This is a genomic window from Rhodococcus koreensis (assembly GCF_017068375.1).
GTDB classification, from domain to species: Bacteria; Actinomycetota; Actinomycetes; order Mycobacteriales; family Mycobacteriaceae; genus Rhodococcus_F; species Rhodococcus_F koreensis.
In genome coordinates, this window is the sequence record NZ_CP070609.1 from 7,037,397 (window position 1) to 7,054,359 (window position 16,963).

16 protein-coding genes are annotated in these 16,963 nt (G+C 68.9%); 9 read left to right on the forward strand and 7 right to left on the reverse strand.

Annotated elements, in window-relative coordinates; translation table 11 throughout:
• Window positions 1–16: 16 nt before the first annotated feature.
• Both JWS14_RS31935 and JWS14_RS31940 read right to left on the reverse strand, forming a co-directional pair.
• Entirely contained in the window at window positions 17–1,234 is a 1,218-nt protein-coding gene (locus tag JWS14_RS31935) for an acetyl-CoA C-acetyltransferase (RefSeq protein ID WP_072940718.1), read from the reverse strand.
• 107 nt (window positions 1,235–1,341) lie between these two features.
• A complete protein-coding gene (locus JWS14_RS31940) occupies window positions 1,342–2,364 on the reverse strand; it encodes an SGNH/GDSL hydrolase family protein (RefSeq protein WP_206015066.1) in 1,023 nt (340 codons plus the stop codon).
• A gap of 135 nt (window positions 2,365–2,499) precedes the next feature.
• On the opposite strand from JWS14_RS31940, the gene JWS14_RS31945 reads away from it, so the two are divergent.
• From JWS14_RS31945 to ilvA, 4 genes are all read left to right on the forward strand, one after another.
• Window positions 2,500–3,885 carry a cystathionine beta-synthase gene (locus tag JWS14_RS31945; protein ID WP_072940714.1) on the forward strand — a complete coding sequence of 462 codons (1,386 nt, stop codon included), beginning with the start codon at window positions 2,500–2,502 and terminating at the stop codon, window positions 3,883–3,885.
• Window positions 3,886–3,989: 104 nt separating this feature from the next.
• Entirely contained in the window at window positions 3,990–4,523 is a 534-nt protein-coding gene (locus JWS14_RS31950; protein WP_072940711.1) for a hypothetical protein, read from the forward strand.
• A 21-nt stretch (window positions 4,524–4,544) separates the two neighbouring features.
• Entirely contained in the window at window positions 4,545–5,717 is a 1,173-nt protein-coding gene (locus JWS14_RS31955; protein ID WP_072940709.1) for a cystathionine gamma-synthase, read from the forward strand.
• A 72-nt stretch (window positions 5,718–5,789) separates the two neighbouring features.
• Entirely contained in the window at window positions 5,790–7,022 is a 1,233-nt protein-coding gene (gene ilvA / locus JWS14_RS31960; RefSeq protein WP_072940706.1) for a threonine ammonia-lyase, read from the forward strand.
• An 8-nt stretch (window positions 7,023–7,030) separates the two neighbouring features.
• On the opposite strand, the gene JWS14_RS31965 is transcribed toward ilvA, so the two are convergent.
• Complete coding sequence (locus JWS14_RS31965; RefSeq protein ID WP_206015067.1) at window positions 7,031–7,801, reverse strand: FAD:protein FMN transferase; 771 nt, start codon at window positions 7,799–7,801, stop codon at window positions 7,031–7,033.
• A 25-nt stretch (window positions 7,802–7,826) separates the two neighbouring features.
• Entirely contained in the window at window positions 7,827–8,018 is a 192-nt protein-coding gene (locus tag JWS14_RS31970; RefSeq protein WP_009479096.1) for a hypothetical protein, read from the reverse strand.
• Between the two features lie 120 nt (window positions 8,019–8,138).
• On the opposite strand from JWS14_RS31970, the gene JWS14_RS31975 reads away from it, so the two are divergent.
• Window positions 8,139–10,031 carry a YecA family protein gene (locus tag JWS14_RS31975; protein ID WP_206015068.1) on the forward strand — a complete coding sequence of 631 codons (1,893 nt, stop codon included), beginning with the start codon at window positions 8,139–8,141 and terminating at the stop codon, window positions 10,029–10,031.
• 146 nt (window positions 10,032–10,177) lie between these two features.
• Window positions 10,178–11,527, forward strand: coding sequence for a C40 family peptidase (locus JWS14_RS31980; RefSeq protein ID WP_206015069.1), 1,350 nt, complete (start codon window positions 10,178–10,180; stop codon window positions 11,525–11,527).
• Between the two features lie 80 nt (window positions 11,528–11,607).
• On the opposite strand, the gene greA is transcribed toward JWS14_RS31980, so the two are convergent.
• On the reverse strand, window positions 11,608–12,102 hold the full coding sequence (gene greA / locus JWS14_RS31985; RefSeq protein ID WP_005238978.1) for a transcription elongation factor GreA: 495 nt from the start codon (window positions 12,100–12,102) through the stop codon (window positions 11,608–11,610).
• 225 nt (window positions 12,103–12,327) lie between these two features.
• On the reverse strand, window positions 12,328–12,753 hold the full coding sequence (locus tag JWS14_RS31990; RefSeq protein WP_072940696.1) for a DUF4307 domain-containing protein: 426 nt from the start codon (window positions 12,751–12,753) through the stop codon (window positions 12,328–12,330).
• A gap of 190 nt (window positions 12,754–12,943) precedes the next feature.
• On the opposite strand from JWS14_RS31990, the gene mca reads away from it, so the two are divergent.
• The 3 genes from mca to JWS14_RS32005 are packed head-to-tail and all read left to right on the forward strand — an operon-like array spanning window position 12,944 to window position 16,172.
• Entirely contained in the window at window positions 12,944–13,822 is an 879-nt protein-coding gene (gene mca / locus JWS14_RS31995) for a mycothiol conjugate amidase Mca (RefSeq protein ID WP_087555983.1), read from the forward strand.
• Window positions 13,819–14,139: a hypothetical protein gene (locus JWS14_RS32000; protein ID WP_072940693.1), complete on the forward strand. Its 321-nt coding sequence runs from the start codon at window positions 13,819–13,821 to the stop codon at window positions 14,137–14,139. Before mca ends, JWS14_RS32000 begins: the two co-directional genes overlap by 4 nt.
• Before the next feature lie 17 nt (window positions 14,140–14,156).
• On the forward strand, window positions 14,157–16,172 hold the full coding sequence (locus JWS14_RS32005; protein ID WP_206015070.1) for a thioredoxin domain-containing protein: 2,016 nt from the start codon (window positions 14,157–14,159) through the stop codon (window positions 16,170–16,172).
• A gap of 6 nt (window positions 16,173–16,178) precedes the next feature.
• Here the strand turns inward: JWS14_RS32005 and trhA are convergent, their stop codons facing one another.
• Window positions 16,179–16,847 (reverse strand): PAQR family membrane homeostasis protein TrhA, encoded by a 669-nt coding sequence (gene trhA, locus JWS14_RS32010; RefSeq protein ID WP_072940688.1) that lies wholly within the window; start codon window positions 16,845–16,847, stop codon window positions 16,179–16,181.
• Window positions 16,848–16,963 lie beyond the last annotated feature (116 nt).

The following is a 16,963-nucleotide window of genomic DNA, read 5'->3' on the forward strand; positions in this document are numbered from 1 at the left end:
CGGGCGGCGGAGCCGCCTAGCTCAGGCGCTCGAGGACCATCGCCATGCCCTGACCGCCGCCGACGCACATGGTCTCGACGCCGAACGTCTTGTCCTGCTCGCGCAGGTTGTTGAGCAGGGTGTTGGTGATGCGGGCGCCGGTCATGCCGAACGGGTGGCCGAGGGCGATGGCGCCGCCGGAGATGTTCAGCTTGTCCTCGTCGATGTTCAGTTCGCGGGCGGAACCGAGAACCTGCACCGCGAACGCCTCGTTGATCTCGAACAGGTCGATGTCGGAGATGGACTTGCCCGCGATGGCGAGTGCCTTCTTGACGGCCTCGATCGGCCCGAGACCCATGATCTCGGGCGACAGGCCGGACACTCCGGTGGACACGATGCGGGCCAGCGGGGTCAGGCCGAGGGCCTTCGCCTTCGTGTCGGACATGATCACGAGCGCTGCGGCACCGTCGTTGAGGGGGCACGCGTTACCGGCGGTGACGGTGCCGTCGGGCCGGAACACCGGCTTGAGCTGGCTGATGCCCTCGTACGTGGTGCCGGCGCGGGGGCCGTCGTCGGTGCTGACGACGGTGCCGTCGGGGAGGGTGACCGGGGTGATCTCCCGCTCGAAGAAGCCGTTCTTGATCGCTTCTTCCGCGCGGTTCTGCGAGCGGACGCCCCAGCGGTCCTGCTCCTCGCGGGTGATGCCGGTGGCCGAAGCGACGTTCTCGGCGGTCTGGCCCATGGCGATGTAGACGTCGGGAATCTGGTCGTTCTCGCGGGGGTCGGTCCAGGCGACACCGCCCTCGGCGAGCTTCGCGGTGCGCGCCTCGGCGTCGGCGAACCTCGCGTTCTTGGTGTTCGGCAGGCCGTCGGCGTTGCCGGTGACGAAGCTGGACACGGACTCGACACCGGCGGAGATGAAGACGTCGCCTTCGCCGGCCTTGATCGCGTGCAGCGCCATCCGGGTGGTCTGCAGCGAGGACGAACAGTAGCGGTTGACGGTGACGCCGGGCAGGAAGTCGTAACCCAGTTCCACCGCGACGACGCGCGCGATGTTGAAGCCCGACTGTCCGGCGGGCTGGCCGCAGCCGAGGAGCAGGTCGTCGATCTCGGTGGGGTCGAGTTCGGGGATCTTCGCCAGCGCCGCGGCCACCATCTGCGTCGTCAGATCATCCGGGCGGATGGTCTTGAGCGAGCCCTTCATGGCTCGGCCGATCGGTGAGCGTACTGCGGAGACGATGACTGCCTCGGGCATGAAAACTCCTTTGTCAACTGCGGGGGTCTGCACTGTGTTTCGGACCACCCGTTTTGTGGCCTTCCCGACAACTTACGTTGCCGGGCGCCGCCGGGGTCGCCGCCATCTCACTCAGCGACCCTTCGCGTCCCGGGTGCGGACGCCTCCTCGATCGCGAGGAGTTCGTCGAGGCGGGCGGGTGCGCGTCGCCGGACGTTGCGTCGCCACAGAAAACGGTTGAGCGAGGCCGTCATCCGGGTCGACAGCTTGCGTGATTCCGCGGCCTCCGACACCTCCGGCAGGTCGGGTAGCGGGCCGCCGTGCCACATGCCCAGCGCGGTCGCGAGTACGGGCACGATCTGGATGGCCGCCAATTCGTAGCCGGCCGCCGACGGGTGGAAGTGGTCGGAGGAGAACATCCGGTCGGGTGCGGCCAGGAACTCGGGGGCCAGCAGGTCGGCGAGCGCCACCGGGTGGCCGCCCGCCGCGCTGGTCGCGGCCGCCTGCGCCCGGGCCAGTCGTAGTCCCCAGGTCCGGACGACGGTCCGCAGGGGCTGCGGAATCGCCGTCACCACGCCCAGGTCGGGGCAGGTTCCGACGACGACGGCGCAGTCGTGGGCGCGGAGCCGTTCGACGGCCTCCCCGAGCCTGCGCGCCGACGCCCGGATGGAGTTCTTGCTCGTGACGTCGTTGGCGCCGACGAGGATCACCGCGGCGTCCGGCGGTGGCCCGGCGACGAACATCGCGTCCACCTGACCGCTGAGCCCGCGGGACGTGGCACCGCCGATGGCCTTGGTGCTCAGCCGGATCCGCTTCCCCGTCTCGTCGGCGAGGCGCCGCGCGATCTGCACGCCGGGCACCTCCTCCGCCGACAAGCAGCCCACCCCTGCGGCGGTGGAGTCGCCGAAGATCATCAGGTGGACGTCGTAGGGGGTGGTCCGCAGCCAGCGTTCGGGCACCGCCGCGCCGGGTGAGTAGACGCCGTCGGCCTCCGGCGGCTTGGCGACGTTGTGGCCGATCACCCCGCGGGCCGCCGTAGCCTGCGACATCAGATACGAGTACGCCGCCCACGACAGCGTGCCTGCGCTCGAACCTGCCACGACAGCCGCGGCGCCGGCCTTCACTCCGGACTGCCAGGTCCTCTTGGGCACTGGTCTCACCTTTCCGCTACCTGGTGCTCATCTCACGGGTTCCAGCGGACTGCGTCGGCACCAATCTAGTCGGATCGGGGCCCCCGTGCCGGACGTCTGTGAGCATCGGATCAGGGCATCTGGGAGCATGGAGCCATGCGCATCGCGGAACACGTCGTCGACCTGATCGGCAACACCCCTCTCGTCAAGCTCTCTTCCGTCATCGGTGAGAACCACGGGACCGTTGCAGCCAAGATCGAATACCTCAACCCGGGGGGAAGCTCGAAGGACCGCATCGCGGTCAAGATGATCGACGCCGCGGAGGCGTCGGGCGAGCTGAAGCCGGGTGGGACCATCGTCGAGCCCACGTCCGGCAACACCGGCATCGGCCTCGCGCTGGTCGCCCAGAAGCGCGGATACAAGTGCGTGTTCGTGTGCCCCGACAAGGTCAGCGAAGACAAGCGGAACGTCCTCAAGGCGTACGGCGCCGAGGTCGTGGTGTGCCCCACCGCGGTCGCGCCCGAGCACCCCGACAGCTACTACACCGTCTCCGACCGGCTCGCCCGCGAACTCCCCGGCGGCTGGAAGCCGAACCAGTACTCCAACCCGGGCGGCCCGCAGAGCCACTACGAGACCACCGGCCCCGAGATCTGGGCCGACACCGACGGCAAGATCACCCACTTCGTCGCGGGCGTCGGCACCGGCGGCACCATCACCGGCACCGGTCGCTACCTCAAGGAGGTGTCCGGCGGCAAGGTCAAGGTCATCGGCGCCGACCCCGAGGGTTCCGTGTACTCGGGTGGCACCGGCCGTCCGTACCTGGTCGAGGGAGTGGGCGAGGACTTCTGGCCCAGCGCCTACGACCCGTCCATCCCCGACGAGATCATCGCTGTGTCCGACGCCGACTCCTTCGAGATGACCCGTCGTCTCGCCCGCGAGGAGGGCCTGCTGGTCGGTGGTTCCTGCGGCATGGCCGTCGTCGCCGCGCTCGAGGTCGCCAAGCGTGAGGGCCCCGACGCCGTCATCGTCGTCCTGCTGCCCGACGGCGGCCGCGGATACCTGTCGAAGATCTTCAACGACAAGTGGATGGCGTCCTACGGATTCCTCCGCACCCCGCTCGACGGCAAGCCCGACGAGAAGACCGTCGGCGACGTGCTGCGCGGCAAGTCCGGCGAACTCCCGGACCTCGTCCACACCCACCCGTCCGAGACGCTGCGCGACGCCATCGAGATCCTCCGCGAGTACGGGGTTTCCCAGATGCCGGTCGTCGGCGCCGAGCCGCCCGTCATGGCCGGTGAGGTGGCGGGCAGCGTCACCGAGCGCGACCTGCTCAGCGCCGTGTTCGAGGGACGCGCACACCTGGCCGACCCGGTCGAGAAGCACATGAGTAAGCCGTTCCCGCTCATCGGTTCGGGCGAACCGGTGTCGGCCGCCACCAAGGCGCTCGGCGACACCGACGCGCTGATGGTCGTCGACGACGGAAAGCCCGCGGGCGTCATCACCCGTCACGACCTTCTCGGTTTCCTCAGCGCCGGCTCCTAGACGACACGTCGAGGGCAAGACGAGAGAAGGCCGGTCCCCGCTGCGCACGGAACGTACGGTGCACAGTGGGGTGCCGGTCCGCTGTTCGTGAGGGGGAGTTCACAGTGAGTGCTCGTCTGCGTCGTGTCCTGGTGGTTCCGGTCGCCCTGCTCGGGTTCGCCGCCGCCGGATGCGGGAACAGCATCGAGGGTGCCGCCGTCGCACAGCCGGGATCGTCCGACGTCGGATCGGTGTCTTCGGGCACGTCGCCGTCGGGAGCGTCCGCCGACTGCGTCGCGCTGACGAAGGCGCTCGGCCGGCTCGTCTCGGACCGGCCGCATCTCACCGAGGCCGTCCTCCCCGGGTCGACCGATCCGACCTGCTCGTGGTCCAAGGGACCGACCAACGTGATGAGTACCATCACCGCATCGGTCAGGCCGCAGGTCACCGATCCTGCCGTCATCGTCGAGATGCGGAACGGGACGAACGTCGTCGCAGACCCCCGGTCCGCCGAGTTCGGCGGGGTGGTCCTCGACGTCGTGGCCATGGCACTGCTCACACCCGAGCACAGCATCATCGTCAACGCGCTCGACCCGTCCGTCAGCGACGCGACCAAGCTCGACGTCGCCTTCGCCATCGCGGAGTATCTGGAGAATTAGGTCCCCACTAGGCTGGGGGCCATGAGTGAGCAGCGCAGCAAAGCGGACAACATCAGCTGGCAGGGGTTCTCCACCAAGGCCGTGCACGCAGGATTCGACCCGGACCCGCAGACGGGCGCCGTCAACGTCCCCATCTACGCGAGTTCGACGTTCGCACAGGACGGCGTCGGCGGCATGCGGAACGGATTCGAGTACGCCCGCACCGGCAACCCCACCCGACGACCGCTCGAGGCCAACCTCGCCGCCCTGGAGTCGGGCACGTACGGTCGCGCCTTCGGCTCGGGCATGGCCGCCACCGACTGCCTGCTCCGCGCCGCGCTCCGCCCCGGCGACCACCTCGTCATTCCCAACGACGCCTACGGCGGAACGTTCCGCCTGATCGACAAGGTCTTCACCCAGTGGGGCATCGAGTACACGCCCGCCGCGGTGTCCGACGTGGACGCGGTCCGGGCGGCAATCCGGCCCAACACCAAGCTCGTGTGGGTCGAGACCCCCACCAACCCGCTCCTCAACATCGGTGACATCGAGGCACTGTCCGACATCGCACACGAGGCCGGCGCGAAGATCGTCGTCGACAACACGTTCGCGTCGCCGTACCTGCAGCAGCCGCTGCAACTCGGCGCCGACGTCGCGCTGCACTCGACCACCAAGTACATCGGCGGGCACTCCGACGTCGTCGGCGGCGCACTCGTCACCAACGACGAAGAACTCGACACGGCGTTCGCGTTCCTGCAGAACGGTGCCGGCGCGGTCCCCGGACCGTTCGACGCGTTCCTCACCCTCCGCGGCATCAAGACCCTCTCGCTGCGCATGGAGCGGCACAGCGACAACGCCGAGAAGGTCGTCGAACTGCTCAGCGGGCACCCCGCGGTGTCGCAGGTGATCTACCCCGGGCTCGAGTCGCACCCCGGCCACAAGGTCGCGGAGAAGCAGATGCGCCGCTTCGGCGGCATGATCTCGGTCCGCCTCGCCGGCGGCAAGCAGGCTGCGCTGGACTTCTGCTCGCGCACCGAGATCTTCACGCTGGCCGAGTCGCTCGGCGGCGTCGAATCGCTGATCGAGCACCCGGGCGCCATGACCCACGCCTCGACCGCCGGTTCGCTCCTCGAGGTGCCGGACGACCTGGTGCGCCTGTCCGTCGGCATCGAGGACGCCGCCGATCTGGTGGGCGACATCGAGCAGGCTCTGAAGTAGGCGCCTTCGCCGCCCGTGCGCCTTTTTGGTAGCCCCCACTACCAAAAAGGCGCACGGGGCGCGGAGCGCCTTATGCTGGCCCGCGTGGAGCCTGTCACGCTGGATCAGATCAGAACAGCCCGTAAGCTGCTGGACCCCGTCATGCGCCGGACGCCGGTGATCGCGTCCCGGGCGCTGTCGGAACGATGTGGGCACGTCGTGTCGCTGAAGTGCGAAAATCTGCAGCGCACAGGATCTTTCAAACCTCGTGGTGCGTACAACCGGATCGCGAATCTCTCGGTCGCGGAACGGGCCTGCGGGGTCGTGGCGGCCAGTGCGGGCAATCACGCGCAGGGCGTGGCCTGGGCGGCCACCGAACTGGGCATCCCGTCCACCGTCTTCATGCCCACCGGCGCACCCCTGCCGAAACTCGTTGCCACCAAGGCGTACGGCGCGACCGTCCACCTCACCGGCGACACGGTGGACGACGCGCTGGTCGCCGCGAAGGCGTACGCGGACGAGACCGGCGCCGTCCTCATCCATCCCTTCGACCACGTCGACATCGTCGCCGGGCAGGGGACCGTCGGGCTCGAGATCCTCGAGCAGGAACCCGACGTCGGCACGATCGTCGTCCCGACCGGCGGGGGCGGCCTGATCGCGGGTATCGCCGCCGCGGTGAAGGCCACGCGGCCCGATGTGCGGATCGTCGGCGTGCAGGCCGAGCAGGCGGCGGCCTGGCCGCGTTCGCTGGCCGAGGGTCGCCCGATTCCGCTGGAGACCATGTCGACCATGGCCGACGGCATCGCGGTCGGCCGCCCCGGAGACGTGCCGTTCGCCCACGTCGGCTCCCAGGTCGACGCGATCGTCACGGTCAGCGAGGACGCGCTGTCCCGGGCGCTGCTCCTGTGCCTCGAACGCGCGAAGCTCATCGTGGAGCCCGCGGGCGCGGCGGCGGTGGCCGCGTTGATCAGCTGCTCCACGGAAGAGCTGGGACTCACCGGGAAGGTGTGCGCGGTGCTGTCCGGCGGCAACATCGACCCGTTGCTGCTCACCCACGTCGTCAATCACGGTCTCCGGGCCGCGGGACGGTATCTCGGTGTGCACGTGACCATTCCGGACCGACCGGGTGGTCTGGTCAGCCTCCTCGGCGTGGTCAGCGGCAACGGTGCGAGCGTCGTCGACGTCGTCCACTCCCGCACCGGCGGCGCACTCGCACTCGACGAGGTGGAGGTGTTCCTCACCGTCGAGACCCGCGGTCCCGGACACCGGCAGGATCTCCTCGAGGCCCTGCGCGACGCCCGGTACGCCGTCCGCCTGCAGGAGTAGGCCGGTACCTAGCTCGGCCAGCCGCCCAGGGTGATCACCCGGAACTCCTGATCGACCAGCCGGGCCGGCAACTCCAGGTTGGTGAGCCAGTCGATCGCGCCGCCGCCCATCCCGACCGCCGCCGTGCTCGACGCGTGCGCGGTGGTACAGGACGCGGCGACCACCGACACGGTCCGCCACAACGAGATGGAGTCGGGGTGCAGGGGCTTGACGGTGCTGGCGGTCGCGACGGCCGCACCGGACGGGATCGACACCTGGCAGGTGGGATCGCCCGGCAGATCCTGGACCTGGACCTGCCAGCCGCCCGGCGGTGTGGTCCCGGCTGTGGCGATGTCGCCGCCGAGCGCGACCAGGACGCCGCACCCGAGCAACTCCGCCGTCGTCGACGCACAGTGGTCGGCGGAACTCGCCCGCGCGGTGGCCGTGAGGTCGAGTTCCACCCCGCCGGGGAGCGTGACCTCGGTGCCGTCGACGGTGATCGACCGCCACGAGTGGGGTGCGGGCGCCGACACCGTGGGGTCGAGGGCTCCGTCCGTGGTGCGCGCTGCGGCGAGGGCGTCGGTGAGGAACCGCGCGAACATCGGGGTCACCGTGTTCGGGCCCTCGTCGAGCGCGCGGATCTCGGCGTCGGCGCGGTCCCGGTTGACGGCGGCATCGGCGGCCGCGAGGTAACCGCGGATCAGGTTCGACGCCGAGCTCAGGGCGTCGGGGTCGGTGACGACGATCCGTGCGTGCACACCCCAGGTGGACCATTCGGTTGCGCTGCGGGCGCTGGTCATGTGGTGGTTCTCCGGTTGCGGGATCTCAGGAACCGCTGGACACGGCGTCCGGTGCGCCGAATCCGGCCGAGACGAGGGGCGCTGCCACCGTCGAATCGGGGGTCGCGGGATCAGCGGCCGCCGCCATACCGCCACCGGCGACCAGTCCGGCGATTCCGGCTGCCGCCAACACGCGGCGAACGGGAAGCAGGCGGGAAATCCGTCGGTCTTCACTCATGCCGACCAGCTTCCCCGACGAACCTTAGAACAACCTGGGAAGAATCTGACTCTCCGCGCCGTGTGCGCAGTCGTGCCCGACAGCCACCGCTGTGACGGAGTCGTCACTACGATCGGATCCGTGATCGCGGACCATGACGAACTGCTCGATGCCGCTCTGGCTGTGCTGCGGGAGCGCGGCCCCCTGTCCGACCGGGAGCTGACAGTCGCGCTTGCGGATTCGGGTTGGGGAGGTGTCGACGACCTGATCGAATACGTGGAGGAGTTCGACGCGCCGCTTCTCGGAACTCTCCCGGACGACCGATGGGTGGCGCTCGACGTTCTGCTCGCGGGACGTGTCCTCACCCACCGCCTCACCGCGGAGGAGATCTCGGCCAATGTCGTGGCGCCAGACGATTTCGGCTCACTTCTGCGCCTCGCATCCGGGGACCCCGGCGTCGACGGCTTCGAGGTCGTGTTCTTCGAGGACGAGGCCGACGAACTCGCCGCGAGAGGGGGCCTCGGCGCGAACTGGTCGGACGAGGAAGTGCTCATGCTTCCCCGGGGCGCACTCACGCAGTGTTCTCCCGGGGATCTTCTGGCGGTGATCGCCACGGACGGCGGAGTGCGCCTCGACTTCGTCGGCGAGCCGGTCGCGGACGCACCCGAGCTTGCGCTGCGGCTCACTCGGCGGCTGAGCGAGAGTTCGGTGATCGATCTCGAGGAGGAGGTCTGGCACCTTCTGGTCGACGATCCGGCGGCGTTCACCGTGCCGGCGCTGCCGTTGGCGGAAATAGTCGAGGGCGCCGACCTCGACAGGTCCGGGCAACTCGTCGCCCGTCGCGGATTCGATTTCGAGTCGTACGGCCGAGACCTGATGATCGGCGTGTACGCCGACGAGCTCGGGGTGCCCATGGACGGGGCGGTGGCCGTCGCCACGCTGGTATCGCTGGTCACAGCTCTCGAGGAAGACGAGGACCAGGACATCCAGGCGAGGTTCTTCGAAAGGCCGGAGCTCTACGCGGCCCTCGCCGATCCGGCTGTCATGGAAGTCGCCGCTCAGGAGTTGTTCGACGTGGACGTCGACCCCGAGGTGCTCCTGATCGCAGCGCAGCGGCTGCTCCTGTCGGGACCGCGCGAAGTGAAAGCCGCAGCGTCGTGGATCGCCGGCCGGGCCACCGAGATGCAGGGCTTCCCGAAACAGGCCGAAGACCACTACGAACACGCGCTCGTCCTGGATGGAGCATTCGATCTCGCTCTCTTCGACCTTGCCCGTTTCGCCTCGGACCGCGGCGATGCCGTCCGCGGGCTGTCGTTACTGAACCGGATGGCCGCCGGGGATGCGGAGCCGCTGCACGCGGTGCTCGAATACTTTCAGCCGACGCCGCGGCCGGGGCTGGGCCGCAACCATCCCTGCTGGTGCGGGTCGGGAAGGAAGTACAAGACGTGCCACCTCGGCAAGGGCGACCATGCCTTGTCCGAGCGGGCCGGGTGGCTGTACCAGAAGGCGAAGTTGCACGCGCAGGAACTCGGCTGGCGCGATCAGATCATCGATTACGCCGAAATCCGTTCCGAGAACTGGCCCGGTGACGCGGCGCTGTTCGATGCGCTGGAGGACCCTCTGGTCACCGACGTCGCACTTTTCGAGGGCGGTGCGTTCGCCGACTTCGTCGAGTGCCGCGGCGACTTGCTGCCCCCGGACGAATTCGCGCTCGCACGACAGTGGCAGGAAGTCGAACGGTCCCTGCACGAGGTGGAAGAGGTCCGGCCGGGTACGGGTCTGACACTGCGGGACCTGCGCACCGGCGACCGGTGCGACATCAGGGAAGTCACCGCAAGCCACCAACTGCACGTCGGGAATCTGATCTGTGCCCGCGTCGTCCCGGCGGGGGACACGTGGCAGATCTTCGGGGGAATCGAACCGATCTCGCAGGATCGGCGCGCGTCACTCCTCGCGGCGTTGGACGCCGAAACCACGGATCCGGCCGACCTGGTCGAGATCCTCAGCGAACGATTCGTGCCGGTGAGCGGGTGATCGGGGCGGCGGGATTCGCCGGGTGCCGCTCTCCCGCAGGTCACGGTAGGAAACGGATCAATCCCGCAGAATCGCCTCGCATCTGCTGTGCCCCGTCGTAACGTGAACTCACTCGGTTAGGTGCACCGAGGAGGAGGAGCGCACGTATGTCAGTTGATGCAGCGGCGATCATCGTGGCGATCACCACCGCAGCGGGGGCCATCGTTCAGGGAGCGGACATACCGCAGCCGGTCAAAGATCAAGCAGCAGAAGCAATTCAGGTGGTCGAGCAGGCCTCACCCGACGTTCAGAAACAGGTAAACGACGCAATATCGACCCTCCCGGAACCGGCCCGCGTGCAGGCCGAGCAGATGGTGGCCCAGGCCTCGGATGTCGTGAAGCAGGCAACCGACCCCTACATTCCGCCGCCGCCCGCCGTCGAGGCGGTGCCGCCGCCTGCCCCGATACCGCCACTGGCCCTGCCGGACACCCCGCTCGACCAGCCCCCCGTGATGAGTGCCCCCGACGTCGGAACCGCGATCGGGGGCCTCGCCGCTCTGCCGGGGGTACCGGCCCTCATCAGCGGACTCGGATCGCTGATCCCGTCCGTGCCCGCAGGGTTTCCCGGTGTCTCGCTCGCGCCCGTGGGCGCCATCGCCGTCTTCGCGCCGTGGATCCGCAAGGCCGGATCGCTGTGCGAGGGCATCAAGCCGCCGACACTGGCGGCCCTGTACTCGGTCGAGAACGGGTTCCGCTACGGCGCGACGTCGCCGGTGTCCCGGGCGGGTGCCCGCGGCCCCGGCCAGTTCATGCCCGAAGCCTGGGCCAGGTACGGCAAGGACGCGGACGGCGACGGCAAGGTCGACATCAACGGCGTCGCCGACCCGATGATGGCGTCCGGTCAGATGCTGTGCGACCTGTTCGGTCAGATCGACGGGTGGAAGAAGGAGGGCGTGGTCAAGGGCGACACCCTCGACCTCACGATCGCCGCCTACAACGCCGGTGCGGGTGCGGTCCGGACCGCCGGGGGCATGCCCGCCGGCAAGTTCGACTACGAGCACGAAACGCAGCCGTACGTCGCACGCATCCGATCGCTCGAGGAGTCGTTCGCGCGGATGCTGTCGCCGTTCTTCTACGGTGCGGCCGCTGGTGACACGAGCCGCGTCGTGGAGGCGGCCATGCGGTTCATCGGCCTGCCGTACGTGTGGGGCGGCGGCAACATCAACGGACCGTCCGGCGGCGGGTTCGACTGCTCGGGGCTGACCTCGTTCGCCGTGTACGCCGCCACCGGCATCAGACTGCCCCGCACGTCGGAAACGCAGTGGAATGTCGGTGTGGAGGTGCCGCTGTCGGAGGCCAGGCCCGGAGACCTGCTGTTCGGCAACTGGCAGTCGGGTGGGCCGGGTCACGTGGCGATCTACGTCGGAAACGGCCAGATGCTGCACGCCCCGACGACGGGCGACGTGGTGCGCATCGGACCGGTGTTCGCCGACATGAAGGCCCGCCGGGTCTTCTGATCACATCCGCAGGGCTCGACGCAGAAAACTCCGGCCCGGGCACTGGGCCCGGACCGGAGTTTTCGGCGGTTGATCCGAGATCAGCTGTGGTAAGGCTCCGCGCTGACGAGCGTCACCTTCATGCTGCTGCCGTTGGGCAGCGTGTATTCGCGGGTCTCGCCGACCTTCGCCTCGAGCAGTGCGCCACCCAGCGGAGAGTTGGGCGAGTACACCTCGAGCTTGTTGTCGCGTGCACCCTCTTCGCGGGTCGCGATCAGGAACGTCTCGGTGTCCTTCTCGTCGCCGTCGTAGTAGACCTTCACCACGGAACCGGGCAGTGCGACACCGGACTGGGTGGGGGCCTCGCCGACCTTCGCGCTGTTCAGCAGCTCCTGGAGCTGACGGATGCGCGCCTCCTGCTGACCCTGCTCTTCGCGGGCCGCGTGATAGCCACCGTTCTCCTTCAGATCGCCCTCTTCGCGACGCTCGTTGATCTCGGCGGCGATGACCGGACGATTGGCAATGAGCTGGTCGAGTTCGCTCTTGAGCCTGTCATGTGACTCCTGGGTCAGCCAGGTCACCTGGGTCTCGGTCATCTCGATCACTCCCTCGTAGTTGGAGCCGCCGGGCTCCCTCGACAGACCACTGCAACAGCAGTGATCAACGGCTCGGCGGAATCGACGGCCGGGGCCGTTCATCTTCCGCCTTGCCGCCAATGCAGCAATACACGGTTCCAAACGGAACCGTGTACCAGGCGATTCTAGCACGATCGGGGAGCGCAAACCCCGAATAACCCGAACGGTCGCTCGGCTGCGCGGGTGTCAGCCGCCGGTCAGATAGGCAGGAACGTCCAGGCTGCAGCCGTAGATGTCGCCCATCGCAGGGGGGCGCGACGTGTAGACGGGAGCGGTGACTTTCACCGTCTGGCTGTCGCCGCCGGCGATGTACACCTCGCGCCTGCCGGTCTCGGAACCGTCCTTGGAGCGGGAGCGGACGATGCACACCGCGGCCCGGGACGGATCCTCCCGTGTGACGGTGAACGTGATGTCGAGCTGCGAATCACTCACCAGATCGAACGACGTGGCTTCACTGTCGATCTCGGAGACGGCGAACTTGTCGTATGCGACGAGTGCCACAACCACGCCGACGACGACTACCGCCGCGGAGAGTGCCCACACGAGCCAGCGCTTCGGGCGCGCAGGCTTTGCCGCGGCTGTGTATCGGCCCGGGGGAAGCGTTCTCGTCATCTCTCAACTCTCGTACCGCTCCGGTTCCACGTAACTCACAGCACTCGAGCGGGGGCACGGCTGCAAGCGGAACTCTCGGGTGGAACTATAGAGGACGTGCGTCGGTGCGCCGTCAGCGATGGCGGAGGCGAGAGCGCGCGACACGGACAAGCCGGCAACGGCTACTGGCGAAGTTGAGGTGAACGAATACGTGAGCGGATTCCGGCTCATGGCCGTCCATGCGCATCCCGACGACGAGTCGAGCAAGGGTGCCGCGACAACGGCCCGTTACGCCGCAGAGGGCAACGAAGTGAAGGTCGTGACGTTGACCGGTGGTGAACGTGGCGACATCCTCAACCCCGCGATGGACGTGCCCGGGGTGCGTGACCGCATCCACGAGGTGCGCATCGAGGAAATGGCCGAGGCCGCGCGGATCCTGGGAGTCCAGCACCAGTGGCTGGGTTTCGTGGACTCCGGCCTGCCGGAGGGAGACCCGAAGCCGCCACTGCCGGAGGGCTGCTTCGCGCTCGTTCCGCTCGAGGAATCGACCGAGGCGCTGGTGCGCGTCATCCGCGAGTTCCGTCCGCACGTCATGACCACGTACGACGAGAACGGCGGGTACCCGCACCCCGATCACATTCGCTGCCACGAGGTGTCGATGGCCGCCTACGAGGCCGCCGCCGATCCGGAGCAGTTCCCCGACGCCGGGGAGCCGTGGAAGGTGCAGAAGGTCTACTACTCGCACGGCTTCATCCGGAAGCGCCTCCTGCAGTTCCAGGAGGAGTACGACCGCCGCGGCGAAGAATTCCCGATGGCCGAGTGGCTCAAGAAGTGGAAGACCGAGCAGGGTGACCTGATGGCGCGCGTCACCACCCAGATCACGTGTGGCGACTATTTCCCGCAGCGTGACGACGCGTTGCGCGCCCACGCGACGCAGATCGACCCGAACGGCTCGTTCTTCGCGGTTCCGCTCGAGATCCAGCAGAAGATCTGGCCGACCGAGGAATTCGAGCTCGCCAAGACGCGGGTCACCACCTCCATCCCGGAGAGCGATCTGTTCGCGGGCATCCACGAGGACGGACAGCAGTGAATGCGTTGACGGTGAACATCGTGGCCGGCGCTGCGGACATCCTGGCGCAGACGCCGAGCACCCCGTCCGGTCCCGAATTCGGCAAGGCGTCGCCCATCGGCCTCGTCGTCATTCTTGCGCTGCTCGCGGGCGTGGTGCTGCTGGTGCGTTCGATGAACAAGAAGCTCAAGAACCTGCCCGAGACGTTCGAGCCGGAGCACCCCGAACCGGACCAGGAAGTGGACGAGGGCACCGACCGCGGCGCGATCCACGGCGGCGGCGCGGGCAAGACCGAACCGCCGAAGCCCACGGACACCCCGCCGAACCTGCAGAAGTAGTCGAACAGGAGCTGGACATGGACCCACGCGAACACAACACGCTCGCTGGGTCCACCAGCCCCTATCTGCGACAGCACGCCGACAACCCCGTGCACTGGCAGCAATGGGGTCCCGAGGCGACGGAGTGGGCGCGGGAACGGGACGTCCCGATCCTGCTGTCGATCGGATACTCGGCGTGCCACTGGTGCCATGTGATGGCCCACGAGTCCTTCGAGGACGAGGCGGTGGCGTCGCTGATGAACGAGCATTTCGTGTGCGTCAAGGTCGACCGCGAGGAGCGTCCCGACCTCGATGCCGTGTACATGAACGCCACGGTCGCGATGACCGGCCAGGGCGGATGGCCGATGACGTGTTTCCTCACCCCGGACGGGGCCCCGTTCTACTGCGGCACCTACTACCCGGCCGAGCCGCGTGGCGGGATGCCGTCGTTCACCCAGGTGCTGGGGGCCATCGCCGACACGTGGCGGGACCGCCGCGGCGACGTCGACGACGCGGCCGCCTCGGTGGTCGCGGAACTGCGGCGCGGGGCCGGCGGCATCCCCGAGGGTGATGTCCGGGTGACCGCCGACCTGCTGGACGCGGCCGCCGGGACCGTGCTGCGGGACGAGGACGCCGAACGCGGCGGGTTCGGGGGAGCCCCCAAGTTCCCGCCGTCCGCGCTGATGGAAGGCCTGCTGCGCACGTACGAGCGGTCCGGTGACGCGGACGTGCTCGGCGTCGTGACTCGGACGGCGTCGGCGATGGCGCGGGGCGGCATCTACGACCAGCTCGGCGGCGGCTTCGCCCGCTATTCGGTCGACGCCGCCTGGGTGGTGCCGCACTTCGAGAAGATGCTCTACGACAACGCCCAGCTGCTGCGCGCCTACGCGCACCTGGGCAGGCGGACGGGTTCGGACCTGGCCGTCCGCGTCACCGAGGAGACGGTCGGGTTCCTGCTGCGCGATCTGCGCACCGGGAACGGATCGTTCGCGTCCGCCCTCGACGCCGACACCGAGGGCGTCGAGGGACTCACGTACGTATGGACCCCGGAGCAGCTCGTCGAGGTGCTCGGACCGGACGACGGGGAGTGGGCGGCCCGGGTGTTCGCGGTGACCGCGGACGGGACGTTCGAGGCGGGCGCGTCGGTGCTGCAGCTCCCGCGCGACCCGGACGACTGGGACCGTTGGCGCCGGATCCGGGACACCCTGCTCGCCCGTCGTGCGATGCGGCCGCAGCCGGGCCGCGACGACAAGGTGGTCACCGCCTGGAACGGCCTCGCGATCACCGCACTGGCCGAGGCGGGCGCTGGACTCGGTAGACCGGAATGGGTGGACGCCGCCGCCGAGTGCGCGCGTGTGGTGCTGGACTTGCACGTCGTGGACGGTCGGCTGCGGCGGGCGTCCCTGGGAACGTCGGTGGGCGAGCCGGCCGGGGTGCTCGAGGACTACGCCTGCCTGGCGACGGGGCTGCTCGCCTTGTATCAGGCGACCGGCGGCACCGAATGGCTGGCGCACGCGCAGTCGTTGCTCGATCGCGCTCTGATCCATTTCGCCGACGACGAGCGGCCGGGCAGCTGGTTCGACACCGCGGACGACGCCGAAACCCTCGTGACCCGTCTCCGCGACCCGGTCGACGGAGCGACGCCGTCCGGGGCGTCGTGCCTGGCCGAGGCGCTGCTCACCGCGGCCGCGGTGGCCGACGCGGACGCGTCGGGCCGGTACGCGACCGCGGCCGCCGCATCGCTCGACCGCGTCGCGCTGCTCCTGGAGCGCGCACCGCGATCGGCCGGGCACTGGCTCGCGGTGGCCGAGGCCTCGGTGCGCGGCCCGATCCAGGTGGCGGTGGCCACCGACGGCGATTCCGCGCTGCTGCGGGAGGCGCGCAGGCTCGCACCCGGCGGTGCCGTCGTGGTCGGGGGCGAACCGGATTCGTCCCCGCTGCTCGCCGACCGGCCGCTGGTCGGCGGCACGTCGGCGGCGTACGTGTGCCGCGGGTTCGTGTGCGACCGCCCGGTGTCGACGGCCGAGGACCTCGCCGCCGCGTTGAGCCGGTAGTCCGGCCTACCGGAACACCACCAGCCACACGGCGATGTAGTGGCACAGCGCCGCGATGACGGTGGCGGCGTGGAAGAACTCGTGATGCCCGAACGTGGTGGGCCACGGGTTGGGCCACTTTGTGGCGTAGAGGATCGCCCCGACCGAGTACAGGATGCCGCCGATCAGCAGCAGCAGCATCGGCAGGACGCCGACCTCGTGCGTCAGTTCGGGTGCCACCGGGACGATGGCCCAGCCGAGCAGCAGGTACAGCGGCACCCCGACCCAACGCGGTGCCGTCGGCCACAGCATCTTCAGCGCGACCCCGGCGAGTGCCCCCGCCCACACGACGATCAGCAGCGTCCGGCCGGTGTCGGGCGGCAGACCCAGCACCGCGAACGGGGTGTAGCTGCCTGCGATGAACAGGAAGATCATCGAATGGTCCGCGCGCTTCATCCACGTGCGGGCCGCGACCGTGTTCCAATGGATGCGGTGGTAGGTGGCGCTGACCCCGAACACGCCGCACACCGTGAGGCTGTAGACCGCGGTGGCGAGCGCTGCTTCCGCGGACACCTGCGTGCCCGACAGCGTGACGAGGACGAGGCCGGCGATCACGGAGACGCCGAACGCCCACAGGTGGATCCACCCTCGCAGTCGGGGCTTGACGGGCAATTCGTCGAGGCCGAAAGCGGTCACCGAACACCTCTTCTCGCTGTGCGTGGCGCTAACCTACGCAACCGTAGGTTAGCTTGTGGTGAGAGCGTACCCGTCGGTAGCAGGATGTCGTGCGCTGTGTGACGGCCGTCGCGGAT